Below are 19,328 nucleotides of genomic sequence, written 5' to 3' on the forward strand. Positions count from 1 at the left end.
TGTTACTGAAGGAGATCCTGCTCGATGACGGTGGACACCAGCCAGGCGGCGCAGTCGGAGCCGACTGGACAGAGCAGCCTGGGCACGGCTGCTGCCCGGAATCTTGCCACCACGACCAAGTCCGCTCCGCAGATGCAGGAGATCACCTCCCGCTGGCTGCTGCGGATGCTCCCCTGGGTGGAGACCAAGGGTGGGACCTACCGGGTGAACCGGCGGCTGACCTACACCGTCGGTGACGGGCGCATCGAGTTCGTCCAGGACGGCGCCCAGGTCCGGGTGATCCCCCGCGAGCTCGGCGAACTCGCCGTGCTGCGCGGCTTCGACGACGTGGCCGTGCTGACCGCACTCGCCGGCCGCTGCGTCCAGCGCGACTTCCGTGCGGGTGAAGTGCTGGTGGAGCGCGGCACTCCTGCCGAGCGGATCCACCTGATCGCCCACGGCCGGGTCGGCCAGAGCTCCGAAGGCCGGTACGGCGAGACGGTGTCCGTCGCCGTGCTGGCCGACGGCGACCACTTCGGCGAGAACGCCTTGCTGGACGACGGTGCGACGTGGGACTGCACCGCCACGGCCGAGACCGCCGGGACCCTGCTCACGCTCGCACGGGCGGACTTCCGTGCCGTGCTGGCAACGGCACCGGGCCTCCGGGCGCACGTCGAACGGTTCTCGGCGATTCCGCTCCAGCGGCAGAACCGGCACGGCGAGGCCGAGATCGCCATGTCGGCCGGCCACACCGGCGAGGTCGAGGTACCCGGTTCGTTCGTCGACTACGAACTCAACCCGCGCGAGTACGAGCTGTCCGTCGCCCAGACCGTACTGCGGGTCCACACGAGGGTCGCCGACCTCTACAACGAGCCGATGAACCAGACCGAGGAGCAGCTCAGGCTCACCATCGAGGCGCTGCGCGAGCGCCAGGAGTACGAGCTGATCAACAACCGTGAGTTCGGCCTGCTCCACAACGCCGCCTTCAAACAGCGGATCCAGAGCCACTCCGGTGCGCCGACCCCGGACGACCTCGACGAACTGCTCTGCCGCCGACGCGGTTCCCGGTTCTTCCTCGCCCACCCCAGGGCGATCGCGGCCATCGGCCGCGAGTTCAACGCCCGTGGGCTCTACCCGGACCACGTCGACCTCGGCGGACAGCAGGTTCCGGCCTGGCGCGGGGTTCCGATCCTGCCGTGCAGCAAGATTCCGATCAGCAAGGAGAACACCACCTCGATCCTCGTGATGCGGACCGGGGAGGACAAGCAGGGCGTCATCGGTCTGCACCAGACCGGGCTGGCGGAGGAGTACGAACCGGGCCTGTCGGTGCGGTTCATGGGCATCGACGAACGGGCGATCATCTCCTACCTCGTCAGCACCTACTACTCCGCAGCGATCCTGGTTCCCGACGCGCTCGGTGTACTGGAGAACGTGCAGATCGGCCGCAGGCAGGGCTAGGGCCCAGGAGCCGCAAGCCGGTTTTGATCAGCTTCGCCGGATCACGTCGGCCCGGCGAGCGGCGCGCTGCCGTGCACCGCACACACCGCGGGAGCCGCCGGACGCCGGACCTGGGCAACTGTCGCGGCGGTCCGGCGTGCTGTGCGGTGCCGGACTGACATGTCCGGCACGGCACGGCCCGGGGCGGGACGGCCCTGACGCCTGCCCGCCGGCAATCGCAGCACCCCCTCGGCCCCGCCCGACGTGCCCGGATCCGAGACGTTCCCACACCTCACCAAGGAGCTACGGATGCCCGTCCCTGAGCCTTCGCCAGGGCAGTCGAGCCTGCCCTCCGCCGTGTCCCGGTTCGGGCTCCCCGCCCTCGGCCACAGCGCCGCCGCCCGGAGCGGCAGCCTGCCCGGACCGCCTTCGGTCCTCCCTCAGGCCTCAGGAACGGTCCCCGCTCCGGGCGGCGACCCGGCCGGCGAGCCCGTGCCGCAGGGTGCTGCCCCGGCGCGGACACCGAGCCCCACGCTGCAGCAGATCCTGCGAGGCCCGAGCGGCCTGGGCACGGCGGGGCTGTACCTGTCCCCTCGCGAGGTGCCGTCCGCGCCGGCGGAACCGGCGGCGGGCAGGCCGGTTCCGGGTCTCTACCACCACCCGGTCCCGGAGCCCGACGCCCACCGGGTGGAGGAGGTCAGCCGCAGGATCAAGGCGTGGGCGGTGGAGGAGGTCGAGCTGTTCCCCCCGGACTGGGAGGACCAGTTCGACGGGTTCTCCCTGGGCCGCTACATGGTCGCGTGCCATCCCGACGCCCCGACCGTCGAGCACCTGATGATCGCCACACGGCTGATGGCGGCCGAGAACGCCCTCGACGACTGCTACTGCGAGGACCACGGCGGCTCGCCCGTCGGCCTCGGCGGCCGCCTGCTGCTGGCCCACACCGCGCTCGACCCCCTCCACACGACGACCGAGTACCAGCCGGACTGGGCGGAGTCGCTCCACGCGGACGCGCCGCGGCGCGCCTACCGCTCGGCCATGCAGTACTTCGTCCAGCAGGCCGGCCACTCCCAGGCCGACCGGTACCGCCACGACATGGCCCGGCTGCACCTGGGGTACCTCGCGGAAGCGGCCTGGGCCGAGACGGACTACGTACCGGAGGTGTGGGAGTACCTGGCGATGCGCCAGTTCAACAACTTCCGCCCCTGCCCCACCATCACCGACACCGTCGGCGGCTACGAACTGCCTGCGGACCTGCATGCCCTGCCCGCCATGCAGCGGGTCATCGCGCTCGCCGGGAACGCGACCACCATCGTCAACGACCTGTACTCGTACACCAAGGAACTCGACAGCCCCGGCCGGCACCTGAACCTGCCGGTGGTGATCGCCGAGCGTGAGGACTGCTCCGTCCGCGACGCCTACCTGAAGGCCGTCGAGGTCCACAACGACCTGATGCACGCCTTCGAGACCGCGGCTGCCGACCTCGCCGCCGAGGTTCCCCACCCCAGCGCGTTGCGCTTCCTGCGCGGCGTGGCCGCATGGGTCGACGGCAACCACTACTGGCACCAGACCAACACCTACCGCTACAGCCTGCCCGATTTCTGGTAAGAACGGAATCATCTGTGACCAACACTCAGTTCGCCACCGCCACCCCCTCGGCCGTGATCCCGGCCCCGGCGACTCCCTACCAGGGCGACATCGCCCGCTACTGGGATCACGAGGCCCGGCCCGTGAACCTGCGTCTGGGCGACGTCGACGGTCTCTACCACCACCACTACGGCATCGGTGACGTCGACCACGCCGCCCTCGGCGACACCGAGGACAGCACGTACGAGAAGAAGCTGATCGCCGAGCTGCACCGCCTGGAGTCGGCGCAGACCGACGTCCTCCTGGACCACCTCGGGGTCATCGGGACCGACGGGACCCTCGTGGACGCCGGCTGCGGCCGCGGCGGATCGATGGTCATGGCCCACCAGCGCTTCGGATGCAAGGTCGAGGGCGTCACCCTGTCGGCCAAGCAGGCCGAATTCGCGAACGGACGCGCCCGTGAACTGGGCATCGGCGACCGTGTCCGCGCCCGCGTGTGCAACATGCTCGACATGCCCTTCGAGACCGGGCACGTCTCGGCCTCGTGGAACAACGAGTCGAGCATGTACGTCGACCTCCACGACCTCTTCGCCGAGCACTCGCGGATCCTCGGCGTGGGTGGTCGCTACGTGACCGTCACCGGCTGCTGGAACCCCCGTTACGGCCAGCCCTCGAAGTGGGTTTCCCAGATCAACGCGCACTTCGAATGCAACATCCACTCCCGCCGGGAGTACCTGCAGGCCATGGCCGACAACCGTCTCGTCCCGCAGGCCGTCATCGACCTGACCTCGGCGACCCTGCCCTACTGGGAGCTGCGGGCCACGTCCTCGCTGGTCACCGGTATCGAGGAGGCGTTCATCAACTCCTACAAGGACGGCTCGTTCCAGTACCTCCTGATCGCCGCCGACCGCGTCTGAGCACCCTGAGCGGACAGGGCCCCGGCTCCGTGGTGCGCCGCGACCGCGGGGAGGCCGAGGACGAGAGCGGCTCGCACCGCCGGGTCGCCGACTGCTGACCTCCATCTGCCCCGAGGCCCGCTTCCGGCCGGGTACCGCACCTGCTGCGGTACCCGGCCGCACTGCCCGTTCCGGCGCCGGGCCATGCGTCGGAGCGCCGTCACCGGCCGACAGCACTCCCAGCAGCCGGATTCACCGTCCTGGGCCGCTCCACGGGGCGGCAGCGATCGCCACCCGCCCGGGGTCACGCGGCGGATCCGGGCCCCGGCCGCGTCGTCACGGGTTCCAGCCGCAACTGCCGAGTCGGCCAGGGCGGCGGCTCGGCGGGGCCGAACCAGACCCGGACGTCCTCGCCGGTGCGGACGGGCAGGCGGGGGAAGTCGTTCTCGGCGTGTTCGGTGCGGTGCAACGCGTGGGCCGGGCCGAGGTGCTGACCGGCGTAGGCGTCGAAGGCGGCCGGGTCGGTGGGGTGGCAGACGGTGGCGAGCACCCTGCGGGCGGCCGGTGCGGGGGTGAACCCGGGGCCGCGCAGGAGGAGCACATCGTCGCTGTCGACCATGGTGGCGTTGGCCGCGTCGCGGTGCTCCCGCCAGACCGGGCCGCCGTAGAAGGCCTCCAGCGAGCGGCGTCGACGGGCCATGTCGGGGAAGGCGCGCAGCCAGACGAAGCGGTCCGGGTCGTCGAGGTCGCGGAACCGGCCGCCGACGGTGATGCCGACCGCCTGCTGGCCGGTCACGAACTCGCGCTCGAACAGCTCGATCAGGGTCTCGCGAGCGCCGGGATGCAGGGTGTACCGGCGGAGTTCGACGATGCTCATGCGCCGGCCGGCCCGGTGCGGGTGAGGTCCATGACCCAGTTGAGCTCCCAGGTGCGGCCGCCGTCGGCGGAGAACTCCTGCTCCCAGCGGGCGGTGTCCGGGCCGAGGCGGTGCCAGGTGAAGTGCACCCCGATCGGGCGGCCGTCATAGGTGTCCTCGCCGTGGAAGTCGCCGCGGTCGCCCGTGAAACCGCCGACCACCGGGGGGTCGAGGCGGCCGGTCCGGCTGTCGGACCAGTGGATCGACCACTGGCGGGTCCCGTGGTCGAACAGCCGCAGGGTCACGCCCTGGCGGTGGAGGGTGGGGAAGGTGATCTCGTCGATGTTCCCGGCGCCTCCGAACAGCGGCAGGACCACCGAACGGGCGGGGAACTCCTCCCAGGTGCCGGTGGCCGCACCGCGGAGCGGGGTGGTGAGGCGGCGGTTTGCCACGTTCCAGGAGCCGTGCAGGAAGTCGAATTCGTTCATGCGCCGCAGGCTAGGGGCACTCCCCTGACACCTGCTGTCAGTGGATACTGAGCGGCATGCGTGCGAGTCGGCTGGTCACCCTGCTCCTGCTCCTGCAGAACCGGGGGCGGATGACGGCCGAGCAACTGGCCGAGGAGCTGGAGGTCTCCGTCCGCACCGTCTACCGGGACGTCCAGGCGCTCGCCGCCGCCGGCATCCCGCTGTACGGCGACGCCGGGCACGCGGGCGGCTACCGGCTGGTCGACGGGTACCGGACCCGGCTCACCGGGCTGACGGCCGACGAGGCGCAGGCCGCCTTCCTCGCCGCGCTCCCGGGCGCCGCCGCCGAACTCGGCCTCGGCGAGGCGCTCGCCGCCGCCCGGCTCAAGCTGCAGGCCGCCCTTCCGGCGCAGCTGCGCGAGCACGCCGGGCGGATCCAGGAACGTTTCCTGCTCGACGCCCCCGGCTGGTACGGCGATGCGGACGACACCCCGCACCTCGCCGCCGTCGCCGCGGCGGTGTGGGCGCGGCGGGCGGTGGTCCTGCGGTACCGGCGCTGGCGGGCACCGGAGGAGATCGAGCGCCGGGTGGAGCCGTACGGGCTGGTGCTCAAGGCCGGGCGTTGGTACCTGGTCGCCGGCGGGCCGTCCGGGATCCGCACGTACCGCATCGACCAGATCATCGGACTGCGCGGGCCGGAGGAAGAGTTCGCCGTACCGGACGGGTTCGACCTGGGCACGTACTGGACGGGCTACCTGAAAGACTTCCAGGCCCGGCTGCACACCGGGCAGGCCCTGGTTCGGCTCACCCGGGAGGGTGCCCGCCTGCTCGGGGTGGCAGGAGCGGGCGACGGCTGGACGGAGGCCCTGGTGCCCATCGAGTCGATCGACCACGCCCACGGAGAATTCCTGCGGCTGGGCACCGACATCGAGGTCATCGCGCCGGCCGGACTGCGCGACCGCATCGCCGAGACGGTACGGACCCTGGCCGCCCGCTACGAGGCGCGGAGCCGACGGTGATCGCCGGGCACGGGGACGAGCGGCCGACGCGCCGACCGCGACCCCCGAGTCCTACCTGTAATCCCTCTCGAAGCCGAGGGCCTCACATTCGTCCCCGGTAACGGTGTCCGCCCCCTCGCCTTCGAAGCCGGCGTAGCACTCGACTTCGCCCCGGTGGCCGTCTCCCACCACGATGGTGAATATCTTGAGCAGCTTGTCACCGTTCACCCGGACATGCAGGCCGCTGAAAGGCGCGAAAGGCAGGTTGCACACCTTGCTCCACTGCCGGTCACTTGCAAAGGTGATGAGACTGATCCGAACCGGAAAAGCTTCCTGCACCGCGCGCGCACCAGAGGTCCCGTATTCCACGAACCCGAGCGACGCGCACTCCTTCGCGGTGAATTCGCGCCCGTCATCGCCGGCCACAATGCACGTCACGGCGCCGTCAGGATCGTCGACCAGTACCGTGGCGACGTCCAGCACCTCGTAGGCGTCGACGCGAATACCCATGCCGGGGAACGGGGCGAAGGGCAGGTCCAGGTCCCGCATCCACTTCTCGCCTTCCTCCTCGATAACGAGGCGCACCCCGAAGGGGCCGGCATGATCCTGGCTCCGCATCTTCTCTCCCCACCCTCACCGGCCGTCAGCTGCCGCCCCGGACCACCTGTCTGCGGGCGTCCGGCCGCACAGATGCTAACAGCCCGGACCAAGAAACCGCATCCCACAGCCACTTCCCGAGAAGCCGGATCCCGCGGAAAAGGGCACACGCCTGTCGGCCCAATTCAGAATTTGCACACAGCGTCTCAGCAGGCGAGGCGGAGCTGCTCTTCGGTATCGGCGGCTTGACGAAGACCCGCCCCGTGGGCCGGTTCCCAGGCCGTCCGGTCATTCAGGTCCGAGCCGAATGCGTGTATTGATGCCGGATCGGGCTCGATGGTCACCACCGTCTGCGCCCGCGGCGACCGCCAGCTCCTGGTGGAGCAACTCGCGGGGAAACAGGTGCGCCTGCGGGTCGATCACGACGAGCGTGCGGGCGGAAACTCCTTGGTGGGGCGGTGACGGCGGACCGTAGACTCCCGTGATCGTGACCGACATACCCGCCGCCGCGGCCTCGCCGAACCCCGCGACCCCGCAGCCCTCCGTGTCCCCGTCGATCCCGGCGGCCACGTCGACCGCGCCGTCCCCGGCGCCCGGCCAGGGCGGTGCGCCTGCGCACGGCGGTGCGGGCACGGCCGACGCGGACCTCGTGGCGGCCGCCGTCGCCGCCGCGGGCCGGGGCATGGTCGACCGCGAGGTCGTCGCCGAGGTCGTGGCGCTGTGTGCGGTCGCCGGTGAGCACCTGCTGGTCGTCGGTGCGCCGGGCACGGCGAAGTCCGAGGCCGTGCGGCGGGTCGCCGGGCAACTCGGCGGGCGCTACTTCGAGTACCTGCTCGGCCGGTTCACCGAGCCCAACGAGCTGTTCGGGCCGGTCGACCTGCGACGGCTGCGCGAGGGCCGCGTCGAGTTCGAGACCGGGGGCATGCTGCCCGAGGCCGACATCGCCTTCCTGGACGAGGTGTTCCTCGGTTCCACCGCCGTCCTCAACACCCTCCTCGGGCTGCTCAACGAGCGGGTCTTCCGACGCGGCGGCACGGTGCTGGCCAGCCCGCTGAGGGTCTGCGTCGGCGCTGCCAACCACTTGCCCGAGGACCCCGGGCTCGCCGCCTTCGCCGACCGCTTCCTCGCCCGGCTGTTCGTCGAACCGGTCGCCGACGCCCGACTGGAGGAGCTCCTCGAGGCCGGACGCCGCCCGGCCCCGGTCTCGCTGCCGCCGGCCGGCGGTGCGGCGCCGCACGGCGCACCCGGCCGGCCCGCCGACCTGCTCGGTGCCCTCGACCGGCTCGCCGCCGCGGCCCGGGCCTGCGACCTCACCGAGGTCACCCCGGCGGTCGCCACCGCCCTGCGGCGGCTGCGCGCCGCCGGAGTCCCCGTCAGCGACCGCCGGGCCGTGCGCTCCCAGCGGCTGGTGGCTGCCGCCGCCGTCCTCGACGGACGGGACCGCGCCACCACCCGCGACCTGTGGGTGCTGCCGCTCATCGCCCCCACCGCCGACGCCCAGGCGCTCGCCCGTGACACCCTCGCCGACCTGATCGAGAAGTCCGCCAACCACAGCCTGGTGCACGCCGCCGAGGAGATGTCGCGCAGCGCCCACGCCCGGGCCGAGCGGCTCGCGCGCTCCGCCGCCGCGCTGCTCGCCGAGCACGGCACGCTCCCGGGCGGCCCGGACTCGCGGCTGCGGCTGGAGGGCGCGCTGCGCGAGATCGACGCGGGCTTCGATCCGGACGACCTGCCCGCCGTGCTCGCGGGCGTCCGCGCGGACCTGGTCGTGGCGGTCTCCCCGACGTGACCACCGCCCAGCCGTCCGGTCCCGCCCAGCCGTCCGGCCCCGGCAGGGCGGTCACGCCCGGCTCGGCCACCGCCCCCGGGCCCGTCACCGCCCCCGGCTCGGCCGCCGAGCCGGTTTTCGCGCTGCGCTGGGAGCGGCGCGAACCGCCCCTGCCGCCCGCGGCGGTGCTCGCCCTCGGCGACGCCGTACCGGCCCTGGCCGCGGCGACCCGCGCCCGGCTGCTCGCCGGCGTACGGCTCGGCACGCTCGCGGACGCGGGCGCCCTGCTCGTTCTCGGCGCCGCCGGCGACCTGCCCTGGGCCGACGGTGCCCGCTACCTCGGGCGCGACGGCGAACTGCTCGTCCCCACCACGGCGCGCCCGCTGCCCGCGCCCGCCCTGTGGCCGGCCGCCCTCGGCGCCCGGCGCGGCCAGGTGTGCGTCCTGCTGCCCGGGCATGCGCTGGTCGCCGACCCGCCGCCGCCCACCACCGACCCCGCAGCGCTGGACCGCTTCCTCCCGGCCGAGCCCGACGCCGAGCCGGGGCCCGACGCCGCCCCCGCCCCTGGACCCGCCCCCGCCCCCGGATCCGCCGAACAGCCCACCGGGAGCCGTCCCGCATGACCAGCGCCCTGCCCTCCGCCCTCGCCCCCTGGTCGGCCTCCCTCGCCGCCCTCACCCCCGAACTCGCCACCGCCCTGGGCCCGTTGCTGCGCCGCCTGGACGCCCTGGTCTCCGAGCACGAGCCGGCCGCCCGGGCCCAGGGCACCCCGGACGGCCACGGCGGCCTCGCCCGCACCGGCCGCCCGGACCAGCTGCTCCCCTCCGAGTGGCTGCTCGCCGACGAGTTCCCCGACGAGTTCCTCCGCCGCCTCGTCGACGGCGAACTCCTCTACCTCGCGCCCGAGTTCACCTTCCCCACGCCGACCGGCCGGACCGTCGTGCTGGCCGACACCGGCCCGGAGCAGGCCGGCGCCGCCCGCCTCGTCCAGCTCGCCGCCCTGCTCGTCCTGCACCGCAGGGCCGCCGCCCGCGGCACCGATCTGCGGGTCGGCATCCTCGGCGACCTCTCCGGCACCTGGCTCGGCGGTGACCTGGAGGACCTGCTCCCGGCCTGGCTGGAGGCCCGCCGCCGGAGCGACCCGACCCCCGAGGACGTCCGGCACGCCTGCGAGCTGCTGGAGGACGGCGACCGCGCCTGGGTGCTCACCTCCGAACGCCTCGCCGCCCTCCTCCCGACCGGCACCCGGGCCCTGACCGCCCGGCCGGTGCAGTGGGACGCGAACGGCGCCACCGGCGTCGAGGTCCGCATCACCACCGGTGCGGCCGCCCCCACCACCGCGCTGCTGCCGCTGCCCGCCCCCGACATCGCCGTCCGGGCGCTGCGCGGCGCCGGGTTCCGCCGCGCCGCCCCGGTGCAGGCGGTGCTGCCGACCGGCGTCAGGGGCGGCGCCCTGCCGGTCTTCACCACCGACTCCCGCACCCTGCTGGCCCGCGGCCGCGACGCGGACGTCCTGCTCGCCGTGCACCTGCCCGGCTCCGACCGGCACGCCACCGCGGTCCGCGCCCGCCGTCACGACCTGCCCGGCCCCGCCGTGGCCGCCGGCCGCACCGGACGGCGGCTGATCGTGCTCTACGCCTGGGGCCGCCAGCTCGTCCCGTACGTGAGCGGGCGCCGGTTCTGCGAGCGCGGCGAGTACGTGGTCCGCGACAGCGCCGCCCTCGGGCTCGACCGCGCCGGCCTGGACGCACTGCTGGCCGAGCCGGTGCTGCCGCTGCTGGTCGACGGCCGGTTCCTGCGGCTGCCGGTCGCCGGCCGCTGGTGGCGGATCGGCGCGGACGGCGAGGCCCAGGACGACGGGCCGGTCGGCAGGCAGGCGGCGGACCTGCCCTACGACCGGGCCCGTGACGGCCGCCTGTACGAGGGCGACCTGCCGGCCGGCGCCGCACAGGCGCGCCACCTGCTGCACGGCGCCGGCGCCGTCGCCTGGAGCAAGGACCGCCACACCTGGGACCTCGTCGACCGCGACGGCGTCCACCAGCTCGTCACCTTCCGGGAGCAGGCGGACGTGATCGGGCTGGTCCACGGCGCCGAGGGCGCCGCCCTGATCACCGCCAGCCGCAAGGACGCCGTGCTGCGCCACGCCCGTGCGAACGGTCGGCGTACCCTCGCCCGGCTGTCCGGCGGCAGCGGCCGCCCCGCCCTCCACCCCACCCTGCCCCTGATCGCCGTGCCCAAAGGCCTCGACCGGATCCTGGTCGGCGAGGCTGACACCGGGCGGATCCACCACGTCATCGGGAGCGACCAGTGAGCACCACCGAGGCGCCCCGCCCGGCCCGGCCGACCCCCGACCGGGCCGCCGCACGCACCCCCGCAGCAGCCGACCGGCCCGACCCGCGCACCCCCGCCGCCCGCCCGTCCGCGCCCGGGGACTTCCGCGGCGCCGTCGAGGCCGCCGGCTTCGTCCTCGACACCCCCGTCACCGGGCCGGCCGAGGCCGCCGCCCGGGTCCTCGCCCACTGGCAGGACGGCGCCGAACTGCACCGGCTGCCCGACGGGCGCTGGCTGCTCACCCTGGCCGCACCCGTCACCGTCCGCGCCGACCTGGCCCCCGGCCTGCCCGTGCGCCGCACCGCCGGCGCGCTGGTCGCCGTCGGCACCGACGGCACCGGCGCCCCCGCCGGGCACCTGCTGCTCACCACCGGCGGCCGCGTCGGCGCGCACCTGACCGCCGAACTGCCCGCCGTCGACCCGGCCGACTGGCTCGACCCCGGAGGCCTCACCGTCCACCGCCTCGGCCCCGTCGGCACCCCGCCCGACCCCGCGCCCGTCGTCGACGCCGTGCCGCCCCCGGCCGCCCCCGACCTGCGCGCCGCCGCCGGACTCGGCGCCCGCTCGGCGGCCGCCGGCCGGCTGCTCGGCGAGTCCGGGCGGCCCCGGCTGCTCGACCGCCTGCCGGTGATCACCCTGCCCCGGCTGCGCCTGCGCCGGACGGACGGCGGGCCGCGCTTCATCCGCCGCGGGCCGTCGCCGAAGACCCCGCGCCGCGGCGCCGCCCTGGCCGGGCTGCTGTCGCCGCGCGGCCTCGGCCGCCTCCTGCGGTCCGCGCTGCGCGGCGCCTGGACCGCCCTGCGATTCCTCATGAACCTCGTCGGCGCCGCCCTGGTGCTGATCGGCCTCGTGCTGATCCTGGTCCGGATGGTGAACGGGCTCGCCTCGGGCGACGCCGGATCCCCGTCCACGCTGTTCGGTCTCGTCCTCCTGGTGCTCCTCGCCCTGGCGATCCGCGCCCGGCGGCAGCAGGCCAGGATCGCGGCCGGCGGCACCGCAGGCACCGGCACCCCCGGGGCGGCCGCCGGCGGCGCTGCGGGCGGCCGGCCCCGCCGCCCCCTGCTGCGCGGCCTGCTCGCCCGGCTCACCCTGCGCAGCCCCGCCGCCGGCCTGGTCCGCGGCCGCCACGCCCGCTACCTGCAGCGCCTCGACCAGGCGTTCCGGGAGAAGCGCTGGGAGGACGCGCTGCGCGACGCCATCCAGCTCGGCGCCCCCGGCGGCGGCGACCGGCAGGCCTGGCTGAGCCTCGGCCTGCCGTCGCGCTACACCGGCGCACTGCGCGCCACCCCGGGCGTCGCCGTCGCGGGCGGCACGTCCGCGCTCTCCGGCCTCGACGTGCAGCAGTACCTCACCGGCCTCTACCGCGCGGCCGCCGAAGCCCTGGAACGCGAAGGCCGCATCGACGAGGCCGCGTTCGTCCTCGCCGACCTGCTGCACCACCCCGGCGAGGCGGTCGCCCTGCTCGACCGGTACGGCCGCACCGCCCAGGCCGCCGAACTGGCCGAGGGCCGCGAACTCGACCCCGACCTGGTGGTCCGTCTCTGGTGGCGGGCCGGCGAGCGCGACCGCGCCGTCCGGACCGCCCACCGGCGCGGCGCCTTCGCGCTCGCCGTCGAACGGCTCACCGCCACCGACCCGGCGGCGGCCCGCGAACTGCGGCTCGCCTGGGCGGAGCACTGCCGCAGCGCCGGCGACCGGATCGGGGCCGTCGAGGCGGTCTGGCCCGAGGAGGAGCTGCGCACCTCCGTGGTCGCCGACCTGCGCGACGCGGTGGCCCTCGGCGGCCCCGCCCAGGGCCGGGCACTCGCCCACCTGCTCGCCCTCGGCGCGCCCGGCGCGACCGTGCAGCTCGCCCGCGTCGTGATCGACGGCGCGGAGCGGGCCGGTGCCGGCGGACGGGCCGCCCTGCTCACCGCCCTGTCCGAACTCCCGGCCGCCGACCCGGTGGTGGACCGCGAACTGACCACCGCCGCCGCCCGCGCCGCCGTGCGCGACGGCGGCTTCGGCGCACCCGCCGGCCAGGGCACCGACCGCGCCCGCTTCGACCGCCTGCTCGCCCGCGCCGACCCGCTCGCCGCCGCCGACCTGCCCCGTCCCGTCCAGCCCGGCCGGACCGGCGGACGGCCGCTGGAGGTCACCGCCGCCGACCGCCCCGGCACCCTCCCGGTGCTCGACGCGGCCTACCTGGACTCCGGTGCCCTGCTGGTTGCCTGCGGTCAGGCGGGCGTGCGGCTGCTCACGCCCGACGGGCGGACCAAGGCGCGCTGGGACACCCCCGCCGACCGCCTGGTCCTCGCCGACCACGGCGGCAACGCCCTGGTGGTCGCCGACCACGGCCCGGTCACCGAGGTCTCCCGGCTCGACCTCGCCACCCGGACGCTGCGGCCCTGGACCACCCTGCGCTCCACCGCCACGCTCGGCACCTACGACGGCCGGCAGCTGATCGGCGTCGACGCACAGGGCCTCGTCGTGCTCGACACCGCGGCGGACCGGCCCACCGTCGTCTGGCGCGAACTCGGCGGCGGCAACGCCCAGGGCGACCAGCGCCCGGCCGGCCCGCCGTCCCGCACCGCGGACCGCTGCTCGGCCATCGTCCTGACCCGGCCCCGCTTCGGCACCGGCTTCACCGAGTGCTGGACATGGGAGCTGCCCGGCTGGCGGCTGACCGCCCGGGTCGCCCTCACCGACGACGAACTCCGGTCGGCCGACGCCTTCGTGGGCCTCGCCGCGCTCGCCGGCGGCGGCCGGCTGCTCACCACCGCCGACCGCGAGGCGGGCCGGACCACCCTGCGCTGGTTCGGCGTCCCCACCCCGGGCCCGCTCACCGTCGACGGCCTCCCCGTCGCGCCCCCGCACATCGACGGCGACGACTGGGCGCTCACCGTCCCCGCACCCGGCCCCGGCACCGCCGGCCTCACCGTCCACGCCGCCCGCCGCCCCACCGACAGCCCGCTCCTGACCCTCCACGTCCCCGCCGCACCCCCCGGCCCCGGCGGCCGCCCCACCCCGGTCGGCGTCCGCCGCCACGCCACCACCGCCACCTACTGGCACCGCAGCGGCCGCATCCTCACCCTCGCCGCCGACGACACCACCGTCCTCGCCAACCTCCGCATCACCGCAGACTGACCGGGCCCGGTTCCCCGCCGCGCCCGGTCGGGACCATCGCCGCAGGTCGATGGCTCGATCGGGCGTTCGGGGGCTGCTTGGATGGGCGGGTGGCCCTGGTCCGGGTCGCTGGATCAGGTGGCGAGTGGAGGAGGCGTTCCGGTGGCGAGCGCGGCGCACCTGCGTACGGCCGGGTCCTCGTCGGTGAGCAGCACTGCGGTGTCCCGTCCCCAGTGGGCGGGGGTGAGCGGCGCGCCCACGCTCACCCGCTGCCCCGGCCACCGACCGTCAGGGGTGTCGAGCCGTCAGGCCGCGAGGTCCACCCCCGTGGTGGCGCCGGCGAGCGCGGCCCAGACCACCTCGGGGTGCTTGATGTCGCTGTGCGCGCCGGCGAACGGCGACTGGTCCGCCTTGATGACCTCGTCGCCGCGCAGCCGGTAGAACTGCCCGGACCGGAGCGGGTACGGCTCTCCGGCGGGTCTGAGGTCGAACTGCTCGGCGCCGCCCTGCTGGAAGCCGTCGTGGCCCATCCCGCCCCAGCGGTAGGTCAGGTCGGAGGCGGCCTGGTCGTCCTCGTTGTTGAGCATCGAGGCCGCCGGGTACCACCAGCCGACTGCCCGGTCGCCGACCGAGAAGATGGACTGCAGCGGCCCGGCGACCCGGTCGGAGTACGGGGCCAGGAAGCCGTTGCGGTCGTCGTCCACCGGAATCGGTGCGGCGAAGCTGAAGTGCGAGAAGGCGCCCTGGATCAGCAGCATCGAGGCGACCGGGCTGCCGATGCCGTCCGGCAGGCCGGGCAGGGCGAACGAGACCAGCCGGGCGCCGAAGCTGTGCCCCATCAGGTGCACCCGCAGGCCGTTGCCCGCGCACCGGCCGAGCAGCGGGCCGAGGCCGTCCTTGCCGACCACCCCGCCGCGGTTCTTCATCTCGTAGTAGCTGGCGGTGCGCAGCGCCTCCCGGGCGCCGTGCCAGAGCACCTTGAACGGGTTGGGGAAGCCCTGGGCGTCGCCCTGCTCGCTCGCCAGCCCGGCCAGCGCGCTGAACACTTCGCCGGTGGGCTTGTCCAGCACCGCCTGCGGCCCCTGGTCCTCATCGGCCAGCGGCGGGGAGGTGACCAGGCCGCCGATCAGTTGGTGGCAGTTCGTCAACTGCTCGGCATCCTCCGGTTGTTGATCGAGAAGCGCGGTGATCTCGGCCAGTTTGGCCTGCTCCGCCGGTGCGAAGGCAGGGGCGAGCGCGGTGGCCAGTTCGGCCGGAGTGGAGGGGCTGGACGGGGTGTCGGGGGCGTCCTCGGGGAAGAGCATCGAGGGCCAGAACACACCGACCACGCCCACCTTCCCGCGCCAGGACGGGACGAACGAGTCGATCTGGCCGGCGAGTTCCCCGAAGGTGTACCCGTAGAGGGCGCGGGCACCGGCGTCCGAGTTGTTCCAGCCGTGGCAGAAGACGAACAGCTCCCGTACACCGCTACCGGGCAGCGCGGCCACCAGGCCGTCGTCGTCCAGGAGGTGCCCGTCCCTGTCGAAGCGGACCTCCCAGTGCGGGAGTCCGGCGATCGGTGCAGCCATGTTCGAGTCATCTCCTGCGGTCTAGACGTTGGACATCACGCGCATCAGGTCGAGCAGGCCGTGGCCCTCCAGGTAGCGGTCACGGCCGAGCGAGGTGGCGTTGGCGCAGAACAACTCCTTGATCTCGCGCGGTCGGCCGATGAACTCGGGCCGGACGGAGAGGAAGGCGGCGACGGCACCGGAGACGTGCGGGGCCGCCATCGAGGTGCCGCTCTGCTCGGTGTAGACCGGCACGGCCGCCGGGTCGACCCCCGCCGGGAGCAGGGCGGCCAGGTCGCCGCGCAGGCCGCCGGTGGCGCAGGAGGTGATCCGCTCGCCGGGGGCCAGCAGGTCCGGCTTCAGCCGGCCGTCCAGGGTCGGCCCCTTGGAGGAGTTGTAGGTGACGCCGTACTCGTGCGGGCGGTCCCGGTGGGTGGAACCGACGGTGATCGCGCCGTCCGCGTTGCCCGGGTCGGTGATCGAGGCCAGCACGCCTCGGGTGTCGGCGCCGCCCTCGCCCGGCACCCGGGTGCCGAAGCCGCCGTTGCCCGCGCTCACCACGACCACCACGCCGCTGGCCGCCAGCAGATTGACCTCCCGGCAGACCGGGCTCTGGCCGCAGGCGTACTCGGCGGCGTCCCAGGGACAGCCGAGGCTGAGGTTGACGCCGTGCACCACCAGCAGGCGGCCGCCGGTGTTCACCTTCTCCCGCAGGTAGTACAGCGCCTCGATCACTGCGCTGGACGAGGTGACCAGCGACTCGCCGCGCCGGGCCAGCACCTTCAGGCTGACCAGCTGGGCCCGGGGGGCGATGCCGCGCAGTGAACGGCCCTCGGCGAGCTCGCGGGACTTCCGGACGGGTAAGCCGCCGATCTGCTGCAGGTGGGTGATCAGCGGGGTGCTGTCCGACGGCAGGCCGCCCGCGATGATCCCGGCCACATGGGTGCCGTGGCCGCCGGGGTCGGTGAGCGGCTGCTCCGCCGGGTCGGCCGGGCCGCCGGGCACCAGGCCGGTGAAGTCCCGGTGGAGGTCGGCGACTTGGCCCTGCAGAGTGCCGTCGGCGAAGTGCGGGTGGTGCTCGTCGATGCCGCTGTCCACGACCGCCCAGACGATGCCCAGGCCGGAGGAGGCGTAGCAGCGGGCGACGGCGTCGGCCTTGATGGTGGAGACCGAGCGGTCGATGTGCGCGTCCATCGTGTAGTCCGGCCAGACCCGGAACACGGTCGGCCGGGTGGAGGACTCCTGGTCGCGCCGCAGCAGCAGCTCGATCTCGTCGGGGCTGAGCAGGCAGCGCAGGTAACTGGCGGCGACCCGGATCGGCTGCGGCCGGCCGGGGAAGACCCGCTGGTACAGGCCGAGGAAGGCGGTTCGGGTCTGCTCGGTGTCCGGGTCCCGGGTGAGGTCCACCTCGACCAGGACCGGGCTGCGGTTCTCGTCGTCGATCGGCACCACCCGGCTGCGCTCCTCGCCGGAGCCCGGTTTGAGCGCCGGGCTGACCTGACTCCGGATCGCCCCGGGCGGCGGGAGGGATTCGCTCCCCGGCACGGGCTTCATCCTGGGTACCTCCGGTGGCGGCGTACGGCACCCCTGGCTCCACCATGCGCCCGCCTGTCCGGCCTGTCATCTGCGCTCGCCGCGGCGCCCCACGACGGGTGGTCACGGGGAGTCACACGTACGGGTCGGCTCCTGTTCCTGCCGAACTCGGGCACCGGGCCCTGGTCACGCACCGGAACGGGGCCGCCGTCCGCGATGCACGGCTCGTGGACAACCCGGCTCCGGACGGGCACAATACCTGGACCTTCTATGCATCACAGTTCTAGGTATGGGGAGGAGGGGGCTGGTGAAGGTCACCAAGGATCTCGTGGCCGCGTCGGCGACACCGATCGTGCTGGGCATCCTGGCCGAGGGAGAGAGCTACGGCTACGCCATCCTCAAACGGATCGGCGAGCTGTCCGGCGGACAGCTGGACTGGACCGAGGGGCTGCTCTACCCGCTGCTGCACCGGCTCGAGCGTCTCGGACACGTGGAGTCGAGCTGGCAGTCGGCCCCGGGTGAACGGCGGCGCAAGTACTACCGCATCACCGACAGCGGCCTGGCCGAGCTTGCCGAGCAGCGCCGCCAGTGGGACACGGTCGTGGAGGCGCTCAGGAGGGTCTGGCCCGGCCCCGGCGATTTGAGGGCATTTACGGCGATCCCCTTGGGAGGCGAGGCATGACGCTGTCGAACGAGCAGGACGAGCAGGACGAGCTGGAGGCCCAGTTCACCCAGTGGCGTCACTACGTGGGCCGCCGCCCCGAGCTGCGGCAGTCCGACGTCGAAGAGCTCGAGGACCATCTCCGCGGCTCCGTCGACGAGCTCATCGCCGTCGGCCTGCGCCCCGACGAGGCGTTTCTGGTCGCGGTGAAGCGCATGGGCGGGCTGGACGAGTTGTCCCGCGAGTTCGCCCGGGAGCATTCCGAGCGGCTGTGGAAGCAACTGGTGCTGACCGGCGGGACCGACGGCCCGTCGGCGGACGGCCGGCGGCGGCGCGATCTGCTCGCGGTGGTCGTCTGTGCTGCGGGCGCGGCAGCATCCGTCAAGGTGCCCGGCCTGTTCGGCTTGAGCCTCTACGAGGACGGCGCGTTCTACCTGCGCAACCTCGGCCTGTTCGCGCTGCCGTGGCTGGCGGCCCTGCTGGCCTGGCGCCGCCAGGCCGGGCCGATACTGGTCGGGACGCTACTGGCGCTGTTCGCGCTCGGCGCCGTGGCGGCCAACGCCTATCCGCTTGCGGACGACTCCCAGTCGGCCGTCCTGACCGGAATCCATGTCCCCATCGCTCTGTGGTTCGTGGTCGGTCTGGCCTATGTGGCGGACGAGGTGCGATCGTCACGCCGACGAATGGACTTCATCCGCTTCACCGGCGAATGGTTCGTCTACCTCTCCCTCCTCGCCTGCGGCGGCGTGGTGCTGATCCTGATGATTTCCGGGACCTTCAAGGCCATCGGGATCGCCCCCGGGGAGTTCATCGGGCAGTGGCTCGTGCCGTGCGGCGGTGTGGCCGCGGTAGTGGTGGCCGGATGGCTCGTCGAGGCCAAGCAGAGCGTCGTCGAGAACATGGCCCCGGTGCTCGCGCGGCTGTTCACTCCGCTGTTCACCGCGGTGCTGCTGGCCTTCATCGTTGCCTTCGGCTGGTCCGGCACCGGTATCGATGTCGAGCGGACGGCGCTGATCCTGTTCGACGTCGTGCTGGTCGTGGTGCTGGGGCTGCTGCTCTACTCGTTCTCCGCCCGCGATCCGGAGGCTCCTCCGGGCCTGTTCGAGAAGGTGCAGCTCGCCCTGGTGGTCAGCGCGCTCGTCATCGACGTGCTGGTGCTGCTGGCCATCACCGGACGCATCACCGAGTACGGCACCACACCCAACAAGGCTGCGGCGCTCGGAGAGAACGTCATCCTGCTGGCCAACCTCGCCTGGTCCGCGTGGCTGCTCCTGGGCTTCGTCCGCCGGCGCACGCCGTTCACGGCGCTCGAGCGCTGGCAGACCGGTTACCTCCCGGTCTACGCCGCATGGGCCTGGATCGTGGCCCTGGTCTTTCCCCCGCTGTTCAACTACCTCTGACCTCGATCTGTCGTGACGGCCCAACGGTTCTTCCGGTGGGCCGTCACTGCTGTTCGGGCATGCGACGGGCGGGCCGGCAGCCCGGCTGCCGCGTCAGGGCGCGCCGGACCGGACGGGCCCACCTGCCTTCCCGTCACCCGGAAGGGCGTCCGCGATCGGTGACATC

General features: G+C 74.0%; 17 protein-coding genes. 11 read left to right on the forward strand and 6 right to left on the reverse strand.

The genetic code is table 11. From position 1 onward, the window contains the following. The first annotated feature begins 24 nt into the window (after positions 1–24). The 3 genes from ACQ614_RS02025 (at position 25) to ACQ614_RS02035 (ending at position 3,920) form a co-directional block, all read left to right on the forward strand. Complete coding sequence (locus tag ACQ614_RS02025; RefSeq protein WP_431676400.1) at positions 25–1,437, forward strand: family 2B encapsulin nanocompartment shell protein; 1,413 nt, start codon at positions 25–27, stop codon at positions 1,435–1,437. Between the two features lie 288 nt (positions 1,438–1,725). After that, the gene (locus tag ACQ614_RS02030) at positions 1,726–3,024 is read left to right on the forward strand and encodes a family 2 encapsulin nanocompartment cargo protein terpene cyclase (RefSeq protein WP_431676401.1); all 1,299 of its coding nucleotides are present in this window, start codon (positions 1,726–1,728) and stop codon (positions 3,022–3,024) included. Further along, on the forward strand, positions 2,955–3,920 hold the full coding sequence (locus tag ACQ614_RS02035; protein WP_431676402.1) for a geranyl diphosphate 2-C-methyltransferase: 966 nt from the start codon (positions 2,955–2,957) through the stop codon (positions 3,918–3,920). The genes ACQ614_RS02030 and ACQ614_RS02035 overlap by 70 nt, the downstream gene beginning before the upstream one ends. 283 nt (positions 3,921–4,203) lie before the next feature. Here the strand turns inward: ACQ614_RS02035 and ACQ614_RS02040 are convergent, their stop codons facing one another. Further along, entirely contained in the window at positions 4,204–4,776 is a 573-nt protein-coding gene (locus ACQ614_RS02040) for an NIPSNAP family protein (RefSeq protein ID WP_431676403.1), read from the reverse strand. Beyond that, positions 4,773–5,243, reverse strand: a complete 471-nt coding sequence (locus ACQ614_RS02045; protein WP_431676404.1) for a hypothetical protein — start codon at positions 5,241–5,243, stop codon at positions 4,773–4,775. The genes ACQ614_RS02040 and ACQ614_RS02045 overlap by 4 nt, the downstream gene beginning before the upstream one ends. Positions 5,244–5,299: 56 nt before the next feature. Here ACQ614_RS02045 and ACQ614_RS02050 point away from each other — a divergent pair, with 56 nt between their 5' ends. Next, the gene (locus ACQ614_RS02050; RefSeq protein WP_431676405.1) at positions 5,300–6,241 is read left to right on the forward strand and encodes a helix-turn-helix transcriptional regulator; all 942 of its coding nucleotides are present in this window, start codon (positions 5,300–5,302) and stop codon (positions 6,239–6,241) included. Between the two features lie 51 nt (positions 6,242–6,292). On the opposite strand, the gene ACQ614_RS02055 is transcribed toward ACQ614_RS02050, so the two are convergent. Then, positions 6,293–6,838, reverse strand: a complete 546-nt coding sequence (locus ACQ614_RS02055; protein ID WP_431676406.1) for a hypothetical protein — start codon at positions 6,836–6,838, stop codon at positions 6,293–6,295. Positions 6,839–7,153: 315 nt separating this feature from the next. Here ACQ614_RS02055 and ACQ614_RS02060 point away from each other — a divergent pair, with 315 nt between their 5' ends. From ACQ614_RS02060 to ACQ614_RS02080, 5 genes are read left to right on the forward strand one after another with little or no spacing between them, the layout of a single operon-like run. Next, positions 7,154–7,279 (forward strand): hypothetical protein, encoded by a 126-nt coding sequence (locus ACQ614_RS02060; RefSeq protein ID WP_431676407.1) that lies wholly within the window; start codon positions 7,154–7,156, stop codon positions 7,277–7,279. Between the two features lie 25 nt (positions 7,280–7,304). Next, positions 7,305–8,606 carry an AAA family ATPase gene (locus ACQ614_RS02065; protein ID WP_431676408.1) on the forward strand — a complete coding sequence of 434 codons (1,302 nt, stop codon included), beginning with the start codon at positions 7,305–7,307 and terminating at the stop codon, positions 8,604–8,606. Continuing rightward, entirely contained in the window at positions 8,603–9,208 is a 606-nt protein-coding gene (locus ACQ614_RS02070; RefSeq protein ID WP_431676409.1) for a hypothetical protein, read from the forward strand. Before ACQ614_RS02065 ends, ACQ614_RS02070 begins: the two co-directional genes overlap by 4 nt. Continuing rightward, positions 9,205–10,896, forward strand: a complete 1,692-nt coding sequence (locus ACQ614_RS02075) for a hypothetical protein (protein WP_431676410.1) — start codon at positions 9,205–9,207, stop codon at positions 10,894–10,896. The genes ACQ614_RS02070 and ACQ614_RS02075 overlap by 4 nt, the downstream gene beginning before the upstream one ends. Next, positions 10,893–14,042 (forward strand): bpX6 domain-containing protein, encoded by a 3,150-nt coding sequence (locus tag ACQ614_RS02080; protein WP_431676411.1) that lies wholly within the window; start codon positions 10,893–10,895, stop codon positions 14,040–14,042. The genes ACQ614_RS02075 and ACQ614_RS02080 overlap by 4 nt, the downstream gene beginning before the upstream one ends. A 113-nt stretch (positions 14,043–14,155) precedes the next feature. Here the strand turns inward: ACQ614_RS02080 and ACQ614_RS02085 are convergent, their stop codons facing one another. Genes ACQ614_RS02085 through ACQ614_RS02095 form a run of 3 tightly spaced genes read right to left on the reverse strand, consistent with a single transcriptional unit; the run spans position 14,156 to position 17,113 of the window. Beyond that, positions 14,156–14,287, reverse strand: a complete 132-nt coding sequence (locus ACQ614_RS02085) for a hypothetical protein (RefSeq protein WP_431676412.1) — start codon at positions 14,285–14,287, stop codon at positions 14,156–14,158. A gap of 39 nt (positions 14,288–14,326) precedes the next feature. Next, complete coding sequence (locus ACQ614_RS02090) at positions 14,327–15,589, reverse strand: serine-threonine protein kinase (RefSeq protein WP_431676413.1); 1,263 nt, start codon at positions 15,587–15,589, stop codon at positions 14,327–14,329. Positions 15,590–15,610: 21 nt separating this feature from the next. Continuing rightward, positions 15,611–17,113, reverse strand: a complete 1,503-nt coding sequence (locus ACQ614_RS02095; RefSeq protein ID WP_431676414.1) for a S8 family peptidase — start codon at positions 17,111–17,113, stop codon at positions 15,611–15,613. A gap of 295 nt (positions 17,114–17,408) precedes the next feature. Between ACQ614_RS02095 and ACQ614_RS02100 the strand changes: the two genes are divergently transcribed. Both ACQ614_RS02100 and ACQ614_RS02105 read left to right on the forward strand, forming a co-directional pair. Further along, the gene (locus ACQ614_RS02100; RefSeq protein WP_431676415.1) at positions 17,409–17,783 is read left to right on the forward strand and encodes a PadR family transcriptional regulator; all 375 of its coding nucleotides are present in this window, start codon (positions 17,409–17,411) and stop codon (positions 17,781–17,783) included. Then, on the forward strand, positions 17,780–19,162 hold the full coding sequence (locus ACQ614_RS02105) for a permease prefix domain 1-containing protein (RefSeq protein ID WP_431676416.1): 1,383 nt from the start codon (positions 17,780–17,782) through the stop codon (positions 19,160–19,162). The genes ACQ614_RS02100 and ACQ614_RS02105 overlap by 4 nt, the downstream gene beginning before the upstream one ends. The last annotated feature ends 166 nt before the right edge of the window (positions 19,163–19,328 follow it).

It is taken from the genome of Kitasatospora dryopteridis (assembly GCF_050749075.1).
GTDB lineage: Bacteria > Actinomycetota > Actinomycetes > Streptomycetales > Streptomycetaceae > Kitasatospora.

What these genes read in the sequence shown, in the direction of transcription:
- ACQ614_RS02025 (WP_431676400.1), top strand. Translation starts at nt 25, where the DNA reads ATGACGGTGGACACCAGCCAGGCGGCGCAGTCGGAGCCGACTGGACAG.
- ACQ614_RS02030 (WP_431676401.1), top strand. Translation starts at nt 1,726, where the DNA reads ATGCCCGTCCCTGAGCCTTCGCCAGGGCAGTCGAGCCTGCCCTCCGCC.
- ACQ614_RS02035 (WP_431676402.1), top strand. Translation starts at nt 2,955, where the DNA reads ATGGGTCGACGGCAACCACTACTGGCACCAGACCAACACCTACCGCTA.
- ACQ614_RS02040 (WP_431676403.1), bottom strand. Translation starts at nt 4,776, where the DNA reads ATGAGCATCGTCGAACTCCGCCGGTACACCCTGCATCCCGGCGCTCGC.
- ACQ614_RS02045 (WP_431676404.1), bottom strand. Translation starts at nt 5,243, where the DNA reads ATGAACGAATTCGACTTCCTGCACGGCTCCTGGAACGTGGCAAACCGC.
- ACQ614_RS02050 (WP_431676405.1), top strand. Translation starts at nt 5,300, where the DNA reads ATGCGTGCGAGTCGGCTGGTCACCCTGCTCCTGCTCCTGCAGAACCGG.
- ACQ614_RS02055 (WP_431676406.1), bottom strand. Translation starts at nt 6,838, where the DNA reads ATGCGGAGCCAGGATCATGCCGGCCCCTTCGGGGTGCGCCTCGTTATC.
- ACQ614_RS02060 (WP_431676407.1), top strand. Translation starts at nt 7,154, where the DNA reads ATGGTCACCACCGTCTGCGCCCGCGGCGACCGCCAGCTCCTGGTGGAG.
- ACQ614_RS02075 (WP_431676410.1), top strand. Translation starts at nt 9,205, where the DNA reads ATGACCAGCGCCCTGCCCTCCGCCCTCGCCCCCTGGTCGGCCTCCCTC.
- ACQ614_RS02090 (WP_431676413.1), bottom strand. Translation starts at nt 15,589, where the DNA reads ATGGCTGCACCGATCGCCGGACTCCCGCACTGGGAGGTCCGCTTCGAC.
- ACQ614_RS02105 (WP_431676416.1), top strand. Translation starts at nt 17,780, where the DNA reads ATGACGCTGTCGAACGAGCAGGACGAGCAGGACGAGCTGGAGGCCCAG.